Annotated in this window: 12 protein-coding genes and 2 pseudogenes; 13 read left to right on the top strand and 1 reads right to left on the bottom strand. The window is 41.6% G+C overall.

Annotated features, from left to right (window positions below):
• Positions 1-5 precede the first annotated feature (5 nt).
• The 9 genes and pseudogenes from CYK16_RS00355 (at position 6) to CYK16_RS00315 (ending at position 13887) form a co-directional block, all read left to right on the top strand.
• The gene (locus CYK16_RS00355) at positions 6-743 is read left to right on the top strand and encodes a response regulator transcription factor (RefSeq protein WP_060806274.1); all 738 of its coding nucleotides are present in this window, start codon (positions 6-8) and stop codon (positions 741-743) included.
• The gene (locus CYK16_RS00350) at positions 740-2431 is read left to right on the top strand and encodes a cache domain-containing sensor histidine kinase (protein WP_060806273.1); all 1692 of its coding nucleotides are present in this window, start codon (positions 740-742) and stop codon (positions 2429-2431) included. The genes CYK16_RS00355 and CYK16_RS00350 overlap by 4 nt, the downstream gene beginning before the upstream one ends.
• Before the next feature lie 114 nt (positions 2432-2545).
• On the top strand, positions 2546-3109 hold the full coding sequence (locus CYK16_RS00345) for a TIGR01440 family protein (protein WP_180948723.1): 564 nt from the start codon (positions 2546-2548) through the stop codon (positions 3107-3109).
• 2 nt (positions 3110-3111) lie between these two features.
• Positions 3112-9246 carry a ZmpA/ZmpB/ZmpC family metallo-endopeptidase gene (locus tag CYK16_RS00340; protein WP_101776472.1) on the top strand — a complete coding sequence of 2045 codons (6135 nt, stop codon included), beginning with the start codon at positions 3112-3114 and terminating at the stop codon, positions 9244-9246.
• A 60-nt stretch (positions 9247-9306) separates the two neighbouring features.
• A complete protein-coding gene (gene pabB, locus CYK16_RS00335) occupies positions 9307-11028 on the top strand; it encodes an aminodeoxychorismate synthase component I (RefSeq protein ID WP_101776471.1) in 1722 nt (573 codons plus the stop codon).
• A 7-nt stretch (positions 11029-11035) separates the two neighbouring features.
• Positions 11036-11128: pseudogene (locus tag CYK16_RS10820) on the top strand (alpha/beta fold hydrolase); the annotation flags it as partial.
• A gap of 58 nt (positions 11129-11186) precedes the next feature.
• Positions 11187-11873, top strand: a pseudogene (locus CYK16_RS00325) (excalibur calcium-binding domain-containing protein); the annotation flags it as partial.
• A 117-nt stretch (positions 11874-11990) separates the two neighbouring features.
• Positions 11991-12950, top strand: a complete 960-nt coding sequence (locus CYK16_RS00320) for an ROK family glucokinase (RefSeq protein ID WP_050242334.1) — start codon at positions 11991-11993, stop codon at positions 12948-12950.
• A gap of 97 nt (positions 12951-13047) precedes the next feature.
• The gene (locus tag CYK16_RS00315; RefSeq protein ID WP_060806269.1) at positions 13048-13887 is read left to right on the top strand and encodes a thymidylate synthase; all 840 of its coding nucleotides are present in this window, start codon (positions 13048-13050) and stop codon (positions 13885-13887) included.
• Positions 13888-14101: 214 nt separating this feature from the next.
• Here the strand turns inward: CYK16_RS00315 and CYK16_RS00305 are convergent, their stop codons facing one another.
• The gene (locus CYK16_RS00305; RefSeq protein ID WP_001051777.1) at positions 14102-14272 is read right to left on the bottom strand and encodes a DUF3042 family protein; all 171 of its coding nucleotides are present in this window, start codon (positions 14270-14272) and stop codon (positions 14102-14104) included.
• Positions 14273-14392: 120 nt separating this feature from the next.
• Here CYK16_RS00305 and miaA point away from each other — a divergent pair, with 120 nt between their 5' ends.
• From miaA to rnz, 4 genes are read left to right on the top strand one after another with little or no spacing between them, the layout of a single operon-like run.
• The gene (miaA, locus tag CYK16_RS00300) at positions 14393-15277 is read left to right on the top strand and encodes a tRNA (adenosine(37)-N6)-dimethylallyltransferase MiaA (RefSeq protein WP_060806268.1); all 885 of its coding nucleotides are present in this window, start codon (positions 14393-14395) and stop codon (positions 15275-15277) included.
• The gene (gene hflX, locus CYK16_RS00295) at positions 15270-16508 is read left to right on the top strand and encodes a GTPase HflX (protein WP_101776469.1); all 1239 of its coding nucleotides are present in this window, start codon (positions 15270-15272) and stop codon (positions 16506-16508) included. The genes miaA and hflX overlap by 8 nt, the downstream gene beginning before the upstream one ends.
• Positions 16501-17124, top strand: a complete 624-nt coding sequence (locus tag CYK16_RS00290) for a hypothetical protein (RefSeq protein WP_060806266.1) — start codon at positions 16501-16503, stop codon at positions 17122-17124. Before hflX ends, CYK16_RS00290 begins: the two co-directional genes overlap by 8 nt.
• 14 nt (positions 17125-17138) lie before the next feature.
• On the top strand, positions 17139-18068 hold the full coding sequence (rnz, locus tag CYK16_RS00285; RefSeq protein ID WP_000354331.1) for a ribonuclease Z: 930 nt from the start codon (positions 17139-17141) through the stop codon (positions 18066-18068).
• Positions 18069-18081: the final 13 nt, after the last annotated feature.

The raw sequence follows: 18081 nt of genomic DNA, 5'->3' as shown, positions 1-18081 counted from the left end.
GGAGCATGACCTACACAATCTTAATCGTAGAAGATGAATATCTGGTAAGGCAAGGCTTGACCAAGCTGGTTAATGTAGCAGCTTACGATATGGAAATCATCGGTCAGGCTGAAAATGGAAGGCAGGCTTGGAACTTGATTCAAAAACAGGTGCCAGATATCATTTTAACCGATATCAACATGCCTCAGCTAAATGGCATCCAGTTGGCCAGTCTGGTCCGAGAAACCTATCCTCAGGTTCACCTAGTTTTTTTGACAGGTTACGATGATTTTGATTATGCCTTGTCTGCTGTCAAGCTAGGTGTAGATGACTATCTGCTCAAACCCTTTTCTCGTCAGGATATTGAGGAAATGTTGGGGAAAATCAAGCAAAAATTGGATAAGGAAGAGAAAGAAGAACAGTTACAAGATTTACTGACCGATAAGTTTGAAGGAAACCTGGCTCAGAAAATCCAGTCCCATCTGGGTGACAGTCAGTTTAGTTTGAAGTCTTTGGCCAGTGACTTGGGCTTTAGTCCGACTTATCTGAGCTCCTTGATTAAGAAAGAGTTGGGTCTGCCTTTTCAGGATTACCTGGTGCGAGAACGTGTCAAACAAGCCAAGCTCTTGCTTTTAACTACAGATCTGAAGATTTACGAGATAGCTGAAAAGGTTGGTTTTGAAGATATAAATTACTTTACCCAACGTTTTAAACAGATTGCAGGTGTGACTCCGCGTCAGTTTAAGAAGGGAGAAGATCGATGAGGCGTTCCTCTCTCCTAGTCAGAATGGTTATTTCCATCTTTCTGGTCTTTCTCATTCTACTAGCTCTGGTTGGGACTTTCTACTATCAATCGAGTTCTTCAGCCATTGAGACCACAATTGAAGGCAATAGCCAAACGACTATCAGTCAGACTAGCCATTTTATCCAGTCTTATATCAAAAAATTAGAAACCACCTCGACCAGTTTGACCCAGCAGGAGGATGTCCTAGCCTATGCTGAGAATCCCACTAAAGACAAGGTAAAGGGAATCCGAAATCTGTTTTTGACCATCTTAAAGGCAGATCAGGACTTGAAAACTGTTGTCCTGGTAACCAAATCTGGTCAGGTCATTTCTACAGATGACAGTTTGCAGATGAAAACTTCCTCTGATATGATGGCTGAGGATTGGTACCAAAAGGCCATTCATCAGGGAGCCATGCCTGTTTTGACTCCAGCTCGTCAATCAGATAGTCAGTGGGTTATTTCTGTAACTCAAGAACTTGTTGATGCAAAGGGAGCCAATCTGGGCGTGCTTCGTTTGGATATTTCCTACGAAACTCTGGAAGCCTATCTAAACCAACTCCAGTTGGGTCAGCAGGGCTTCGCCTTTATCATCAATGAAAACCATGAATTTGTTTACCATCCTAAACGCACAGTTTATAGTTCAGCTAGTGAAATGGAGGCCATGAAACCCTACATTGAGACAGGGCAGGGTTACACTTTGGACCACAAATCCTACGTCAGTCAGGAAAAGATTGCAGGAACTGATTGGACGGTGCTTGGCGTGTCTTCACTGGAGAAGTTAAATCAGGTTAGGAGTCAACTCATGTGGACCTTGCTTGGGGCTAGTGTTATATCTCTTCTTGCCTGTCTCTGTTTGGTGTGGCTTAGTCTTAAACGCTGGATTGCTCCTATGAATGACTTGAGAGAAACCATGCTGGAAATTGCATCAGGTGCTCAAAATCTGCGTGCTAAGGAAGCGGGTGCTTATGAACTGAGAGAGGTGACTCGCCAGTTCAATGCTATGTTGAATCAGATTGATCAACTGATGGCTGATGTTCGCAGGCAGGAAGAAACGACCCGTCAGTACCAACTTCAAGCCCTATCTAGCCAGATTAATCCGCATTTCCTCTATAACACTCTGGACACCATCATCTGGATGGCTGAATTTCAGGATAGTCAGCGTGTGGTGCAGGTGACCAAGTCCTTGGCGACCTATTTCCGCTTGGCGCTCAATCAAGGTAAGGATTTGATTTGCCTGTCTGACGAAATCAATCATGTCCGCCAGTACCTCTTTATCCAGAAACAACGTTATGAAGATAAGCTGGAATATGAGATTGATGAAAACCCTGCCTTTGATAAGTTAGTCTTGCCTAAGCTGGTCCTACAACCCCTTGTAGAGAATGCTCTTTACCATGGCATCAAGGAGAAGGAAGGTCAGGGTCATATTAGGGTCTCTGTCCAGAGACAGGATGCAGGATTGGTCATCCGCATTGAGGATGATGGAGTTGGCTTCCAGGCTGCTGTTGATAATAGTCAAAGTCAACTCAAACGTGGGGGAGTTGGTCTTCAAAATGTTAACCAGCGACTCAAACTTCATTTTGGAGAACATTACCAGATGAAGATCGATTCTACACCCCAAAAAGGGACGAAAGTGGAAATATACATAAATAGAATAGAAATTAGCTAACTCCCAGTCAATTCTGGGAGTTTTATGCAGGTTGGAGTAAGGTTTTCAAGTTGTCTATCTTGCTAAAAACAAGAAAAAACGATATGATAGATAATGACAAAAGAGGTATCAAGTATGAAGGAAAAAGACATTCAAAGAGAAACAAGTCAGATTGTAGAAGATGTTTTGGAAAAGGCCAATTTGAAGCAAGGATCCATCTTTGTTTTAGGCCTTTCTTCTAGTGAAGTAATAGGTGGTCAGATTGGCAAGGAATCCAGCCAAGAAATTGGGGAAATCATTGTGAAGACCATCCTAGATATCCTAGAGGAAAAAGGGATTCATCTAGCCGTTCAAGGTTGTGAACATGTCAATCGGGCTCTCGTTGTTGAACGTCAGGTGGCAGAGCAGTTTGGTCTGGAAATGGTCAGTGTCCTTCCTACCCTTCATGCAGGAGGTTCAGGTCAGTTGGCAGCCTTCAAGTTTATGCAAGATCCAGTTGAGGTTGAATTTATCAAGGCTAATGCTGGATTGGATATCGGAGACACTGCGATTGGCATGCATGTCAAGCATGTTCAGGTTCCGATTCGTCCTCTTTTGAGAGAAATTGGGCATGCCCATGTAACGGCTCTTGCTAGCCGTCCAAAATTAATTGGAGGTGCGCGTGCGTATTATCCACAAGATTCTATTAGAAAGTCGTGAAAATGAGAAAAACAAAACAACAACTAGAAAAAATCACAAAATATTCAATTCGTAAGTTAACTGTTGGGGTAGGTCCTGTAGCAATCGGTGCTTTCCTTTTTGGTGCTAGTACTCTTTCAGTAGATAAGGTTCAAGCCAATGAAGTTGGCAGTGCTCATAGTGTTCATTACCGTTATTTGGCGGAGCAGGAATTGACCGAGTCTGAAAAAGCCCTGATTCACCATGAGGTTCCTACAGAATTTCAAGATGATGATATTCTATATGTAGTTTATCGTAAGAAGGCAACTAACAGTCAACAACTTCCTTATACAGGAAGTAAGGAACTAGCTTTGGCAGGTCTTGGCTTGGCAACGGCTTCTCTAGCAGTCTTTTTGGTGTCCAAAAAAGGTCGCAAAGAGGTTCTAGGTGTTCTCTTGATTGGTTCTTTAGGAGCTAGCACGTTTGTGCCTTACGGGACATTTGCATTTGAAAATAAAGAATTGCTTTCTTATAACCAAACTATTTCGGCTACTACACATGAAGGTTTAGCTGAAGGGATTATTCATATTGATGGCTATGAATACATTGGCTACTTCAAGGAAGCAGAACTCCATCCATCAAGACCAGTTTCTGAGAAGCCTCAGTTGCCAGTCGAAAAGCAAAGTTCAAAAGAAATCGAGAAAACAGAAGTCGTTCAAGAAAGACCTGCTGTCACTCCAGAAACTGTCATCGAAAAACCTGTAGTAGAGACTCCAGTTGCTCCTGCTGTTGAAGAAAAACCAGTTTCTGAGAAGCCTCAGGTTAGACAGGAAGAGAGCTTGGTGGAGATTCCTTTTGAAACGGTCACAAGTCCAGATGCGAATCTAGCAGAAGGAAAGACTCGTATCGTCACAGCAGGAGTAAAGGGTCAGCGTCGTCTTGTAACTAAAGTATCGATGGTCAATGGTCAAGAAGTTAGAGAAGTCATTGAAGACCAAGTGGTTCAAAATCCTGTGTCGCAAGTCATTGCAGTCGGAACTAAGAAAGAGGTGCAACCTGCCCCAACTCCAGTACCACAAACTGAACCAAGCCACCAAGTAGCTAAAGGAACCCAAGAGGCAGGCAAAGAAGGTCAAGCACTAACACAGCCAGAATTGCCAGAAGCTACCGTAGAGTCTAAAGGAACCCAAGAGGCAGGCAAAGAAGGTCAAGCACTAACACAGCCAGAATTGCCAGAAGCTAAAGTAGAGTCTAAAGGAACTCAAGAGGTAGGTAAGGAAGGACAAGCCTTAACGCAACCGGAACTACCAGAAGCTATAGTAGAGTCTAAAGGAACTCAAGAGGCAGGTAAGGAAGGACAAGCTCTAACACAACCGGAACTACCAGAAGCTATAGTAGAGTCTAAAGGAACTCAAGAGGTAGGTAAGGAAGGACAAGCCTTAACGCAACCGGAACTACCAGAAGCTATAGTAGAGTCTAAAGGAACTCAAGAGGCAGGTAAGGAAGGTCAAGCTCTAACACAACCGGAACTACCAGAAGCTATAGTAGAGTCTAAAGGAACCCAAGAGGCAGGTAAAGAAGGTCAAGCACTTGTTCAAGATCAATTACCTGAGTATAAGGTGACTGAGGGAACCCTTGTTGAAGAATCAACTACAGAAATTGACTACAAAACTGAAACGACTGAGGATCCAACTAAGTATACAGACGAAGAAACTGTCCTACGAAATGGTGAAAAAGGAAGTCAAGTTACAAAAACAACCTATAAAACGGTAGAAGGTGTCAAAACTGACCAAGTTCTTTCAACTAGTACGGAAGTGACCAAGGAGCCTATAAGTCAACAGGTAAGTCGTGGAACAAAATCAATTGAAGGAACTCTGGTAGAAGAAAGTATTGAAAAGATTCCATTTAAGGAAAAAGTTGAAGAAGATGCTCAACTGAAAAAAGGCTTAGAAGTTGTAGCTCAAGAAGGTAAAGAAGGTCAGAAAAAAATCACCAAGACCTTTAACACCATCAAAGGAGTTAAAACAGAGGACGCTCCAAAAGTTACAGAGGAAATCCTTGAGGCACCTCAAGACCGAATTTTGAAACGTGGTACCAAGACCTTTGAAAAACCAGTATTGACCCTCACTGCAGTTGAACCTAAGGATTTGAAACGTACTTCAGATGTTAAATACAGTCTAGAAAATCCAAGCAAGGCGGCCATTAAATCTATCACCTTAACTTTGAAAAAAGGTGATGAGATTGTGAAAACATTGAATGTTTCACCTGACAACTTAACAGCTAGCCTGACAGATTTGCAATACTACAAAGATTATAAGATTGAAACTAAGATGGTTTATGACCGTGGTGAAGGCGATGAGGAAGTAGTTCTGAATGAAGAACCTCTAAGAATTGACCTCAAAAAAGTTGAAATCAAAAATATCAAAGAAACAAGCTTGATGAGTGTGGTCGCTGACGGTAATGAAACAGATACTAGTTTGCTTACAGAAAAACCAGCTGATGTTGCCCCACTTTATCTACGAGTGACCACTCACGACAACAAGGTTACACGACTTGCTGTTGACAAGATTGAAGAAGTCACAGTTGATGGCAAGACCCTGTATAAGGTCACTGCCAAAGCACCAGACTTAGTTCAACGGAATGCTGACAACACACTGAGCGAAGAGTATGTTCATTACTTTGAAAAACAAAAAGCAAAAGAAGGTAATGTTTACTACAACTTCAATGAGCTTGTAAAAGATATGAAAGCTAACCCTAGCGGTGAGTTCAAACTTGGTGCAGATCTAAATGCAGCTAATGTACCAACTCCAAATAAAGAGTATGTTCCTGGTACATTTAAAGGTAAGTTATCAAGTGTTGAGGGACAACGTTATTCAATCCACAATATGACACGTCAACTATTTGGTGGTATTGAAGGTGGTTCTGTTAAAGATGTTAACTTGGCTAATGTTGATATTAACATGCCTTGGGTTGATAATATTTCTGCACTTGCTAGAACTGTTAAGAATGCTACGGTTGAAAATATTAAAGTAACTGGTAGTATCCTCGGTAGAGATGGAATCGCAGGTATTATTAATAAAGGAGATACTGGAGCTCAATTAACAAACGTTGCATTCATCGGTAATCTTACTGGTGTTGGTAGCAGAGGTTGGGACTTCGGTGGTATTGCCGGAGAACTTTGGAAAGGTAATATAGATAAAGCTTATGTAGACGCTAATATGGTAGCTAATAAAGCTCGTATCGGTGGTCTTGTAGCTAGAACAGATAATGGTTCTGATCCTAATGGAATTGGTAAATATGGAGCTGTTCGTAACGCTGTTACTAAAGGAACTATTAACGTGAAAGAACCTGTTGAAACAGGTGGATTCATCAGTAAAAACTGGGCATGGGGTAAAGTTGCCGATTCTGTTTCTATGATGAAAGTAGACAACGGAGAAGTTTTCTATGGATCTAGAGATATAGAAGCAGAGGATGGTTACTTCTCAAACAATGCATTAGAACGTAACTTTATAGTTAAAGATGTAAGTACAGGTAAACGTTCATTTAGATTCTCTGTTTCTAACAGAATTAAAGAAGTATCTCAAGAAGAAGCAGATAAGAAAATTGCAACATTAGGAATTACGGCTAATGATTATGTTATCAATCCTCTTGTTTCAGATACATTAAATAATGTTAAACCAAAATCTGACACTTACAAAGATACTCAAGATTACAATGCAGACCGTGAACTTGCTTATCGTAATGTTGAAAAACTTCAACCGTTCTACAACAAAGAATGGATTGTAAATCAAGGAAATAAATTAGCTGCTGATAGTCCACTAATGACTAAAGAAGTATTGTCTGTAACTGCTATGAAAGGCAATGACTTTGTCACAGACCTTACAGATGCCGACCATATTATGGTTCACTACGCAGATAAGACAAAAGACATCTTTACAATTTCACCGAAAGAATCTAAAGTGAAACAAGTGAAAGAATATAGCGTGGCTGAATTGGGTGAAGTCGTTTATACACCAAATATGGTTGTTAAAGATCGTACAGATTTAATCAGTGCTATTGAAAGCAAATTAAGTTCAGTTGAATTGCAATCTGACCCGATTTACCAACACTTGGGTAGAACTGGTGGCAACAAAGTCAATGCAATTAAGGACTTGTACTTAGAAGAAAGCTTCAAGTATGTTAAAGATAATCTTAATAAATTCGTTACGAAGTTAGTAGAAAATGAAGATCACCAACTGAACACTGATGAAGCTGCAAAACGTGCCTTGATTAAGAAAATCGATGACAATAAGGCCGCAGTTCTTCTTGGTTTGTCTTACCTCAACCGTTACTACGGAGTTAAATTCGATGACTTTAATATTAAAGAATTAATGCTATTCAAACCTGACTTCTATGGTAAGAATGTTAATGTGTTAGACTTCTTGATTAAAGTTGGTTCTAAAGAAAGTAACATTAAAGGTGATAGAACTTTAGAAGCTTATCGCGAAACGATCGGTGGAGTTATCGGTATAGGCGAGTTAAACAGTTTCTTAGACTATAATATGCGTCTATTCACAAGTGATACAGACTTAAACGATTGGTTCATAAAAGCTACTAAAGATAATGTATATATTGTCGAACCAAAAACAACAACTCCTGAATTTGCTGATAAGAAACACAGAGCATACGAAGGATTAAATAATGATGTTCACGGTAAGATGATTCTTCCTCTATTAAACTTAAAAGATGCCCACATGTTCTTAATCTCAACATATAACACTATGGCTTACAGTTCATTTGAAAAATACGGTAAGAATACTGAAGCCGAACGTGAAGCGTTCAAAGCTGAAATCAATAAAGTTGCTAAAGGTCAACAAAATTACCTAGATTTCTGGTCTCGTCTATCATTGGATAAAGTTCGCAACCAGCTGCTTAAGAGCAATAACATGGTTCCAACTCCTGTGTTAGATAACCAAAACTATAAAGGAATCAGCACAGATAAATACGGACATACGAATAGCGGTAAGGATGTAGCGCCTATCCGTGAATTGTACGGACCAACAGGTCGTTACCACGCAACTGACTGGCGTATGGGAGCTGTAGCTCGTATCTACGGTAATCCATATAAAGATGATTCAGTCTTCTTTATGGTGACGGATATGATTAGTGACTTTGGTATCTCAGCCTTCACTCACGAAACGACTCACGTAAATGACCGTATGGTTTATTTAGGTGGTTCAAGACACCGTGAAGGTACTGACCTAGAAGCATTTGCACAAGGTATGTTGCAATCACCTGCTGAAACAAGTCCAAACGGTGACTTCAAAGCACTTGGATTAAACATGGCATACGAACGTCCAAATGACGGAAATCAATGGTATAACACAAATCCAAATGACCTTACATCTCGCGCTGAAATCGATCATTACATGAAAGGTTTCAACGATACTCTAATGCTTCTTGATTATCTTGAAGGAGAAGCCGTTCTTGATAAAGGTAGCAAAGAACTAAACAACGCTTGGTTCAAGAAAGTTGCTAAGAAATTACGTAACGCTAATACGAAGAACCAATACGATGAGGTTCGTGATTTGAATGCAGAAGAAAAAGAATATAACTTAACTTCTGTTAACGACCTAGTAGATAAGAACTTCATGACCAAACACGGTCCTGGTAATGGTACTTATGACCCAACTGGATTTGGCTCTGCCTATGTAACGGTGCCTATCACTGCTGGTATCTATGGTGGTAATACAAGTGAAGGAGCTCCAGGCTCTATGTCATTCAAACATAACACATTCCGTATGTGGGGTTACTTTGGATATGAAAAAGGCTTCTTAAACTACGCTTCTAACATGCTGAAAAATGAGTCTAAACAGGCTGGTCATGCTACTCTAGGTGATGACTTTATCATTAAGAAAGTTTCTGATGGTAAATTTAATACTCTAGAAGATTGGAAGAAAGAATACTTCAAAGAAGTTGTTGATAAAGCGAAAGCAGGATTTAATCCAGTTACAATTGACGGCACTACATACAGTAGTTACGATGACTTGAAGAATGCATTTGCTACTGCTGTTGATAAAGATAAAGCTACTCTTAAAAATGGATCAGTTAAATTTGATAATACTGTATCACTTAAAGAGAAATTATTCAAGAAACTTCTTCAACAAACAAATAGCTTTAAAACTTCAATCTTTAAATAATCGAAATCTCTCATCTGCTTTGCGGATGAGGGTTTTCTTATTTTGTGCTATACTTAAGGTATGCATAGAAAAACAGTGATTGATTTTAGGGCTTTGGGGGAGAGATACATCTTTACCCAGCCCATTAAAGAGTTAAAAACCAGAGATTTAACAGAAGTAACAGCCTTGCTGGCACAAGTGGAAAGTTTCCAAGAGCAAGGCTATTATGTGGTGGGCTATGTCAGCTACGAGGCTGCACCTGCTTTTGAGGAGAAATTAGCAGTTCACAAGGCTCCTTTATTGGACGAGTATTTGCTTTACTTTACTGTTCACGATAAGGTGGAGACCTCTCCAATTCCTTTGACTTATGATGAGGTTGATTTGCCTTCAAATTGGCAGGAAGTAACGTCTGCAGAGGATTATGAAAAGGCGATTGCTCAGATTCACCATCATTTGCGGCAGGGAGATACCTATCAGGTCAACTATACCGTTCAACTCAAGCAAGATTTAAGTGCTAATCCGTTTGCCATCTACAATCGCATGGTGGTAGAGCAGGAGGCAGGCTATAATGCCTATGTGGAACACGATGAGATGGCAGTGATTTCCATGAGTCCAGAACTCTTTTTTGAGCAAAATGACCGCGAGTTGACAACGCGACCAATGAAGGGAACGACTCAGCGTGGCATGACTGACCAAGAAGACTTGGAGCAGGCCAGTTGGTTGGAACAGGACCCCAAAAATCGCTCTGAAAACATGATGATTGTGGACCTCTTGCGCAATGATATGAATCGTATTTCTGAGGTGGGGAGTGAGCATGTGGAGCATCTCTGCCAAGTGGAACAGTATTCAACTGTTTGGCAGATGACTTCGACTATCAAGAGTCGGTTGCGAGAGGATGTGTACCTTGTTGAAATTTTCCGCTCACTCTTTCCATGTGGTTCCATAACGGGTGCACCCAAAATTGCGACTATGGAAATCATTAAGGACTTGGAGCCCCAACCGCGTGGAGTCTACTGTGGAACGATTGGTCTCTTGCTTCCAAATGGACGACGGATTTTTAATGTTGCCATTCGGACCATTCAACTGCATCAAGGGAAAGCCATCTATGGAGTGGGTGGTGGCATTACTTGGGATAGCACTTGGGAATCTGAATACCGCGAGGTTCATCAAAAGGCGGCAGTTCTTTATCGTAAACAAGCTTGCTTCCAACTGATTACAACTGGAAAAATTAGCCAAAAACAACTGCTGTTTGAAGAACAACATCTGGAAAGACTGAGAAAAGCGAGCCGATATTTTGCCTATCCTTTTTATGCAGAAGACTTAAGACAAAAGATAGAGGTAGAGTGTCAGACTTGTGAAGCTAATCAAGATTACCGTTTGCGAATTAGTCTCAGCAAGTCTGGAGAAATAGAACTCAGTCGTCAAATCTTAACACCTCTTAGTCCTAGCTTCTGTCAGGCTCAACTTTGCATGCAAGAAACGGATTTGAATCAAGTTTTTACCTACTTTAAAACGACTCATAGACCACATTTGAACCTAGGGGAACAAGAGAAGATTTACCACAATAAGTCAGGAGAACTGCTTGAAACCTCTATCGGAAATTTGGTTCTGAAAATTGATGAGACACTCTACACACCGCCTATCCGACTTGGAATCTTGCCAGGAATTTATCGTCAGCATTTGCTGGAAACAGGACAGGTAGAAGAGAAAGTCTTGACTTTAAAAGACTTAGCCCAAGCAGAAGCTGTTTACGGCTGTAATGCAGTGAGAGGCTTGTATGAGTTAAGCTTAGAGGAGAACTAGGTGAAAACTGGTGTTTTTACAGGTATTAGGGCAGTCAGCTGAGTCTTGGAAAGAGGTTCGGAATCAATTGAAGGATAAGCCCACAGAAGCTCTTGAATTGCTGAAATAAGTTTGATAAAATAATAGTGAAATCGATATCATAATTATGGGAGAAAGAAATGAACAAACGTCTATTTTTAAAAATGAGTCTGGCAACCTTGCCAGTTTTAGCCTTGTTTTCACAACCTGTGTTAGCAGAAGAAAACATTCATTTTTCTAGTTGTAAAGAGGCTTGGGCGAATGGATACTCAGATATTCATGAGGGAGAACCTGGTTATTCTGCCAAGTTAGACCGTGATCATGATGGTGTGGCTTGTGAATTGAAAAATGCCCCTAAGGGTGCCTTTAAAGCAAAACAATCAACTGCGGCTCAAAACAATACAAGTTCAGCAACAACAAGTGGCTGGGTTAAGCAGGATGGTGCTTGGTATTACTTTGATGGAAATGGCAATCCAGTGAAAAATGCATGGCAGGGAAGCTACTACCTGAAAGCAGATGGTCAAATGGCACAGAGCGAATGGATTTATGATTCTTCCTATCAAGCTTGGTATTATTTGAAATCAGATGGTTCTTATGCAAAAAATGCATGGCAAGGAGCTTATTACCTTAAATCAAACGGTAAAATGGCACAAGGTGAGTGGGTTTATGATTCTTCTTACCAAGCCTGGTATTACTTGAAATCAGATGGTTCTTATGCTCGCAATGCTTGGCAAGGGAACTACTATTTGAAATCAGATGGTAAAATGGCTAAAAATGAGCGAGTTGATGGAGGCCGCTACTACGTAGATGCTTCAGGTCTATGGAAACCATAAGTAAGGATAAAATCTAGAAAGTTAATGCAAACCTTTGCATAAATGAGTGAATTTTGTTATACTAGTACTGTAAGCATTTTCAATTAATTCATAATGAAAAAGGAGAATATGATGAGTCAAAAGATTATTGGAATTGACCTTGGTGGAACTTCTATCAAATTTGCAATCTTGACAACAGCAGGAGAAATCCAAGAAAAATGGTCTATCAAAACCAACATTTTGGATGAGGGAAGTCATATCGTAGATGATATGATTGAGTCTATTCAACATCGTTTGGACTTGCTTGGATTGGTAGCAGCGGACTTCCAAGGTATTGGAATGGGGTCACCAGGTGTGGTTGACCGTGAAAACGGGACTGTTATTGGTGCCTACAATTTGAACTGGAAAACCCTTCAACCAATCAAAGAAAAGATTGAAAAAGCCTTGGGCATTCCTTTCTTCATCGATAATGATGCCAACGTAGCTGCTCTTGGTGAGCGCTGGATGGGTGCTGGTGATAACCAACCAGATGTTGTCTTTATGACACTCGGTACTGGTGTTGGTGGCGGTATCGTTGCAGAAGGCAAATTGCTTCACGGTGTTGCTGGTGCAGCAGGTGAGCTTGGTCACATCACTGTTGACTTTGACCAACCAATTGCATGTACTTGCGGTAAGAAAGGTTGCCTTGAGACAGTTGCTTCAGCAACAGGGATTGTCAACTTGACTCGTCGCTATGCGGATGAATACGAAGGTGATGCAGCTTTGAAACGCTTGATTGATAATGGAGAAGAAGTAACCGCTAAGACTGTCTTTGATCTTGCAAAAGAAGGAGACGACCTTGCCTTGATCGTTTACCGTAACTTCTCACGTTACTTAGGAATCGCTTGTGCCAACATCGGTTCAATCCTAAACCCATCAACAATCGTTATCGGTGGTGGTGTATCAGCTGCGGGAGAATTCCTTCTACAAGGTGTTCAAAAAGTCTACGACGAAAATAGCTTCCCACAAGTACGCACATCCACTAAATTAGCTCTTGCAACTCTAGGAAACGACGCTGGAGTTATCGGAGCAGCATCACTTGTATTGCAATAAAATAATAAAAGAGGAAAAATGCGAACCTAGAGTTAGTAATGTTCCTCTTTTCTTTTTTATGCTATACTAGTTAGGACAATAAATGAGGTGAGAGTAAATGACAAAAGCAGATACGATTTTTAAAGAGAATATTGAACGAATCCTCAAAGACGGTGTCTTTTCAGAGCAAGCGCGTCCCAAGTACAAGGATGGGACAGTTGCCAACTCTAAATATTTAACGGGTGCCTTTGCCGAGTATGACTTGGCAAAAGGGGAATTCCCCATCACAACTTTGCGTCCCATTGCCATCAAATCAGCTATCAAAGAAGTTCTCTGGATTTACCAAGACCAGTCAAATAGCTTAGAAGTACTTAATGACAAGTACAATGTTCACTACTGGAATGACTGGGAAGTTGGAGACACGGGAACCATTGGTGAGCGCTACGGGGCGGTCGTTAAGAAACACGACATCATCAATAAGCTTCTCAAGCAGTTGGAAGCCAACCCTTGGAACCGCCGCAATATCATATCACTATGGGATTACCAAGCTTTCGAAGAAACAGATGGGTTGCTTCCGTGCGCCTTTCAGACCATGTTTGATGTCCGTCGTATAGATGGAGAAATCTATCTGGATGCGACCTTGACTCAGCGTTCTAACGATATGCTGGTGGCCCACCATATCAACGCTATGCAGTACGTGGCTCTTCAAATGATGATTGCCAAGCATTTTGGCTGGAAGGTTGGGAAGTTCTTCTACTTTATCAACAACCTCCATATCTATGATAATCAATTTGAACAAGCTCAGGAATTGCTTCGTCGGGAGCCGTCAAACTGCCAACCACGTTTGGTCTTGAATGTACCAGATGGGACCAATTTCTTTGATATTAAAGCAGAAGATTTTGAGTTGGTGGATTATGATCCTGTTAAGCCACAGTTGAAGTTTGACCTAGCTATTTAATACTCTTCGAAAATCTCTTCAAACCATGTCAGCGTCGCTTCATCCACAACCTCAAAACAGTGTTTTGAGCTGACTTCGTCAGTCTTATCTACAATCTCAAAGCAGTGCTTTGAGCAACCTGTGGCTAGCTTCCTAGTTTGCTCTTTGATTTTCATTGAGTATAAAAGAATAGAAAAAAGAAGTTGAGACAATAAATCCCAACTTCTTTTGTTTCTTAACGTGACACGCGACGACGAGCTGCTTTTTTACGGTTTTCTTCGATGAAAGCTGCTTTTTGCTCTTCTGGTTCGATTACTTTCTTTTTAAATGCGTATACCGCGCCTGCAAGTGCAGCGACAGTTCCTGCGACACCTGTTACAAGACCTTTAGCAAATCCTTTAGCCATGAGTCTTCCTCCTTTATATTCTTAATCAGCCAGCCTCCTCAAGAGGTCACATTTTTCTGACTGACCTTTTTGTGTTATAATAATAGTAACGAAAAAATGGGAATTTTTCAAGGAAAAAAGATGAAAACAAAAATAATTGTGATTGTTGGACCGACTGCTGTTGGAAAAACAGCCCTTGCCATTGAAGTGGCCAAGCGCTTTGGTGGGGAAGTTGTTAGCGGCGATAGCCAGCAAGTCTATCGAGGTCTAGATATTGGGACGGCTAAGGCTAGTCCAGAAGAGCAGGAGGCTGTTCCTCATCATTTAATCGATGTTAGAGAGGTAACCGAGTCTTACTCGGCTTTTGATTTTGTTTCAGAAGCTAAGATGGCTATTGAAGATATTCACAGCCGTGGTAAGCTAGCCATTATCGCTGGTGGAACTGGGCTTTATATCCAGGGCTTGCTAGAAGGCTACCATCTGGGTGGAGAGACCCCCCATGAGGAGATTTTGGACTATCGAGCTAGTTTGGAGCCCTATACAGATGAGGAATTAGCCCATCTGGTGGACCAAGCAGGCCTTGAAATTCCTCAGTTTAATCGTCGTCGTGCTATGCGCGCCTTGGAAATTGCCCATTTTGGTCAGGATTTGGAAAATCAAGAGACCTTGTATGAACCGCTGATTATCTGCTTGGATGATGAGCGCAGTCAATTATATGAACGTATCAATCGCCGCGTGGATTTGATGTTTGAGGCTGGGCTTTTGGATGAGGCCAAGTGGCTTTTTGACAATTATCCAGATGTGCAGGCTGCTAAAGGAATTGGATATAAGGAACTCTTTCCTTATTTCCGTGGAGAGCAAACCTTGGAGGAAGTCAGTGAGAGTCTCAAACAGGCGACCCGCCGTTTTGCCAAGCGTCAGTTGACATGGTTCCGTAATCGCATGCAGGTGACCTTTTATCAGATTGGAGAAGCTGGTGTACAAGACCGTATTTTAAGCCAGATAGAGGAGTTTTTAGATGATTGATACGGAAAAAAAAGAGGAACGGGTTCTGCTCATAGGTGTTGAATTGCAGGGCATGGACAATTTTGACCTCTCCATGGAAGAATTGGCCAGTCTGGCTAAGACAGCTGGGGCAATTGTTGTAGATAGCTACAGACAAAAACGTGAAAAGTATGATTCTAAGACCTTCGTCGGCTCTGGTAAGTTGGAAGAGATTGCGCTTATGGTGGATGCAGAAGAAATCACCACTGTCATCGTCAACAACCGTCTGACGCCAAGGCAAAATGTTAATCTAGAGGAAGTTCTGGGTGTTAAGGTCATTGACCGTATGCAGTTGATTTTGGATATCTTTGCCATGCGAGCTCGAAGCCATGAAGGGAAGCTTCAAGTTCATTTGGCCCAGCTCAAGTATCTCTTGCCTCGCTTGGTTGGTCAGGGAATTATGCTCAGCCGTCAGGCAGGGGGAATTGGTTCCCGTGGACCTGGTGAAAGCCAGCTGGAGCTGAACCGTCGTAGCGTTCGCAATCAAATCACGGATATCGAGCGCCAGCTTAAGGTGGTTGAGAAAAATCGGGCGACTGTCAGAGAAAAACGTTTGGAGTCAAGCACCTTTAAGATTGGTTTGATTGGTTACACCAATGCTGGGAAGTCAACTATCATGAACACCTTGACCAGTAAGACCCAGTATGAGGCAGACGAGCTGTTTGCGACTCTAGATGCGACGACCAAGAGTATCCATCTGGGGGGCAATCTACAGGTGACTTTAACTGATACTGTTGGCTTTATCCAAGATTTACCGACAGAGTTGGTGTCCAGTTTCAAGTCAACCTTGGAAGAAAGCAAGCATGTAGACCTTCTGGTTCATGTTATCGATGCCAGCAATCCTTACCATGAGGAGCATGAAAAAACAGTTCTGTCCATCATGAAAGACTTGGACATGGAAGATATTCCTCGCCTGACCCTGTATAATAAAGCGGATATGGTGGAGGATTTCACGCCTACCCAAACGCCTTATGCCCTCATTTCTGCCAAGTCTGAGGATAGTCGTGAGAATTTGCAGGCACTATTTTTAGAGAAAATCAAGGATATTTTTGAATCTTTTACCCTGCGCGTGCCTTTTTCAAAATCCTACAAGATTCATGATTTGGAAAGTGTGGCGATTCTTGAAGATCGTGACTACCAAGATGATGGCGAAGTGATTACAGGCTACATTTCCGAGAAAAATAAATGGAGGTTAGAAGAATTTTATGACTGATATTAAAACGTTAGCTCTAAAGTATGGAGGTTATACAAGTCTGGATAAGGTCTATCTGGATCAGCTTCTAGCTGGTAAAACAGAGCAGGAGCAACTAGCCCTCATTACCCCTCCGCCAAGTGTGGTCAATGCTTACTTTGCAGAACTCTACCAGAAAAAAAGTCCTGAGGCTGCGACGGATTATTTTGCGGAACTCAGTCAGGAACTAAATCTCTACAATGTTGAGCCAAGTTTCACCCTCGAAAACAAACCTTTTATTCGTCTTAACCTATCTGGTAAATCCTTTGGTTTTTGTTATGAGAGTGAGGGTTTGGGTCGAATTTTCTCTGAAAATAAAGAGGTTATTTCAGAAGACTTGCTCTTTGAAATTGCGCAAATTTTCCCCCATCAGCTGGTCTTTGAGGAGTCTGGCAAGATTTATATGAAGGCTGTCGGGGACGAGGAAGTTGTTAGCGTGGAAAATCTTACAGCTTTGACTGATTTGGAAAATTTGGCTGATGGTCGCAAACGTCTCAAAGGCTATAGTCAAGAGGAGTTATTACTGGAAGCTACTGCTTTTTCTGGCAAGCGCTATTTCCGATCGGAAAACCGCACAGCCATGTTATATATTGATTAATTAGAAAGTATCGAATGGATATTCAATTTTTAGGAACGGGGGCTGGTCAGCCCTCTAAAGCCCGCAATGTTTCAAGTCTCGCCCTGAAACTCTTGGACGAGATTAACGAAGTCTGGCTCTTTGACTGTGGAGAAGGTACGCAAAATCGTATTCTGGAAACCACAATTCGACCACGTAAGGTCAGCAAAATCTTTATTACTCACCTGCATGGAGACCATATCTTTGGCCTGCCAGGATTCCTTTCTAGTCGTGCCTTTCAGGCCAATGAAGAGCAGACGGATTTGGAAATCTATGGACCTCAAGGAATCAAGTCATTTGTCTTAACCAGCCTTCGTGTGTCAGGTTCGCGTCTGCCTTACCGCATTCATTTTCATGAGTTTGACCAAGATTCTTTAGGAAAAATCCTTGAGACCGATAAATTCACGGTGTATGCAGAGGAGCTGGATCATACTATTTTCTGTGTTGGCTATCGTGTCATTCAAAAGGACCTAGAAGGAACGCTGGATGCTGAAAAACTCAAGGCTGCTGGTGTCCCATTTGGCCCACTTTTTGGGAAAATCAAAAACGGCCAGGATGTTGTTTTGGAAGACGGAACTGAAATCAAGGCAGCAGACTATATCTCAGCTCCACGTCCAGGTAAAATTATCACTATTTTAGGAGACACTCGAAAAACGGATGCCAGTGTGCGTCTGGCTGTCAATGCCGATGTCCTTGTCCATGAATCGACTTATGGCAAGGGTGATGAAAAAATTGCTCGTAACCATGGCCACTCTACTAACATGCAGGCAGCGCAGGTGGCAGTAGAAGCAGGTGCCAAACGCCTCTTGCTTAACCATATCAGTGCCCGTTTTCTCTCAAAAGATATCAGCAAGCTCAAAAAAGACGCTGCTAGTGTCTTTGAAAATGTCCATGTGGTCAAAGACTTGGAAGAAGTGGAAATCTAAAAGATTGAGAAAG

It is taken from the genome of Streptococcus oralis subsp. dentisani (assembly GCF_002860905.1).
GTDB classification, from domain to species: domain Bacteria; phylum Bacillota; class Bacilli; order Lactobacillales; family Streptococcaceae; genus Streptococcus; species Streptococcus oralis_BA.
Note: the sequence above shows the minus strand (reverse complement) of the source record. Positions and strands in the feature narration are given on the sequence as shown.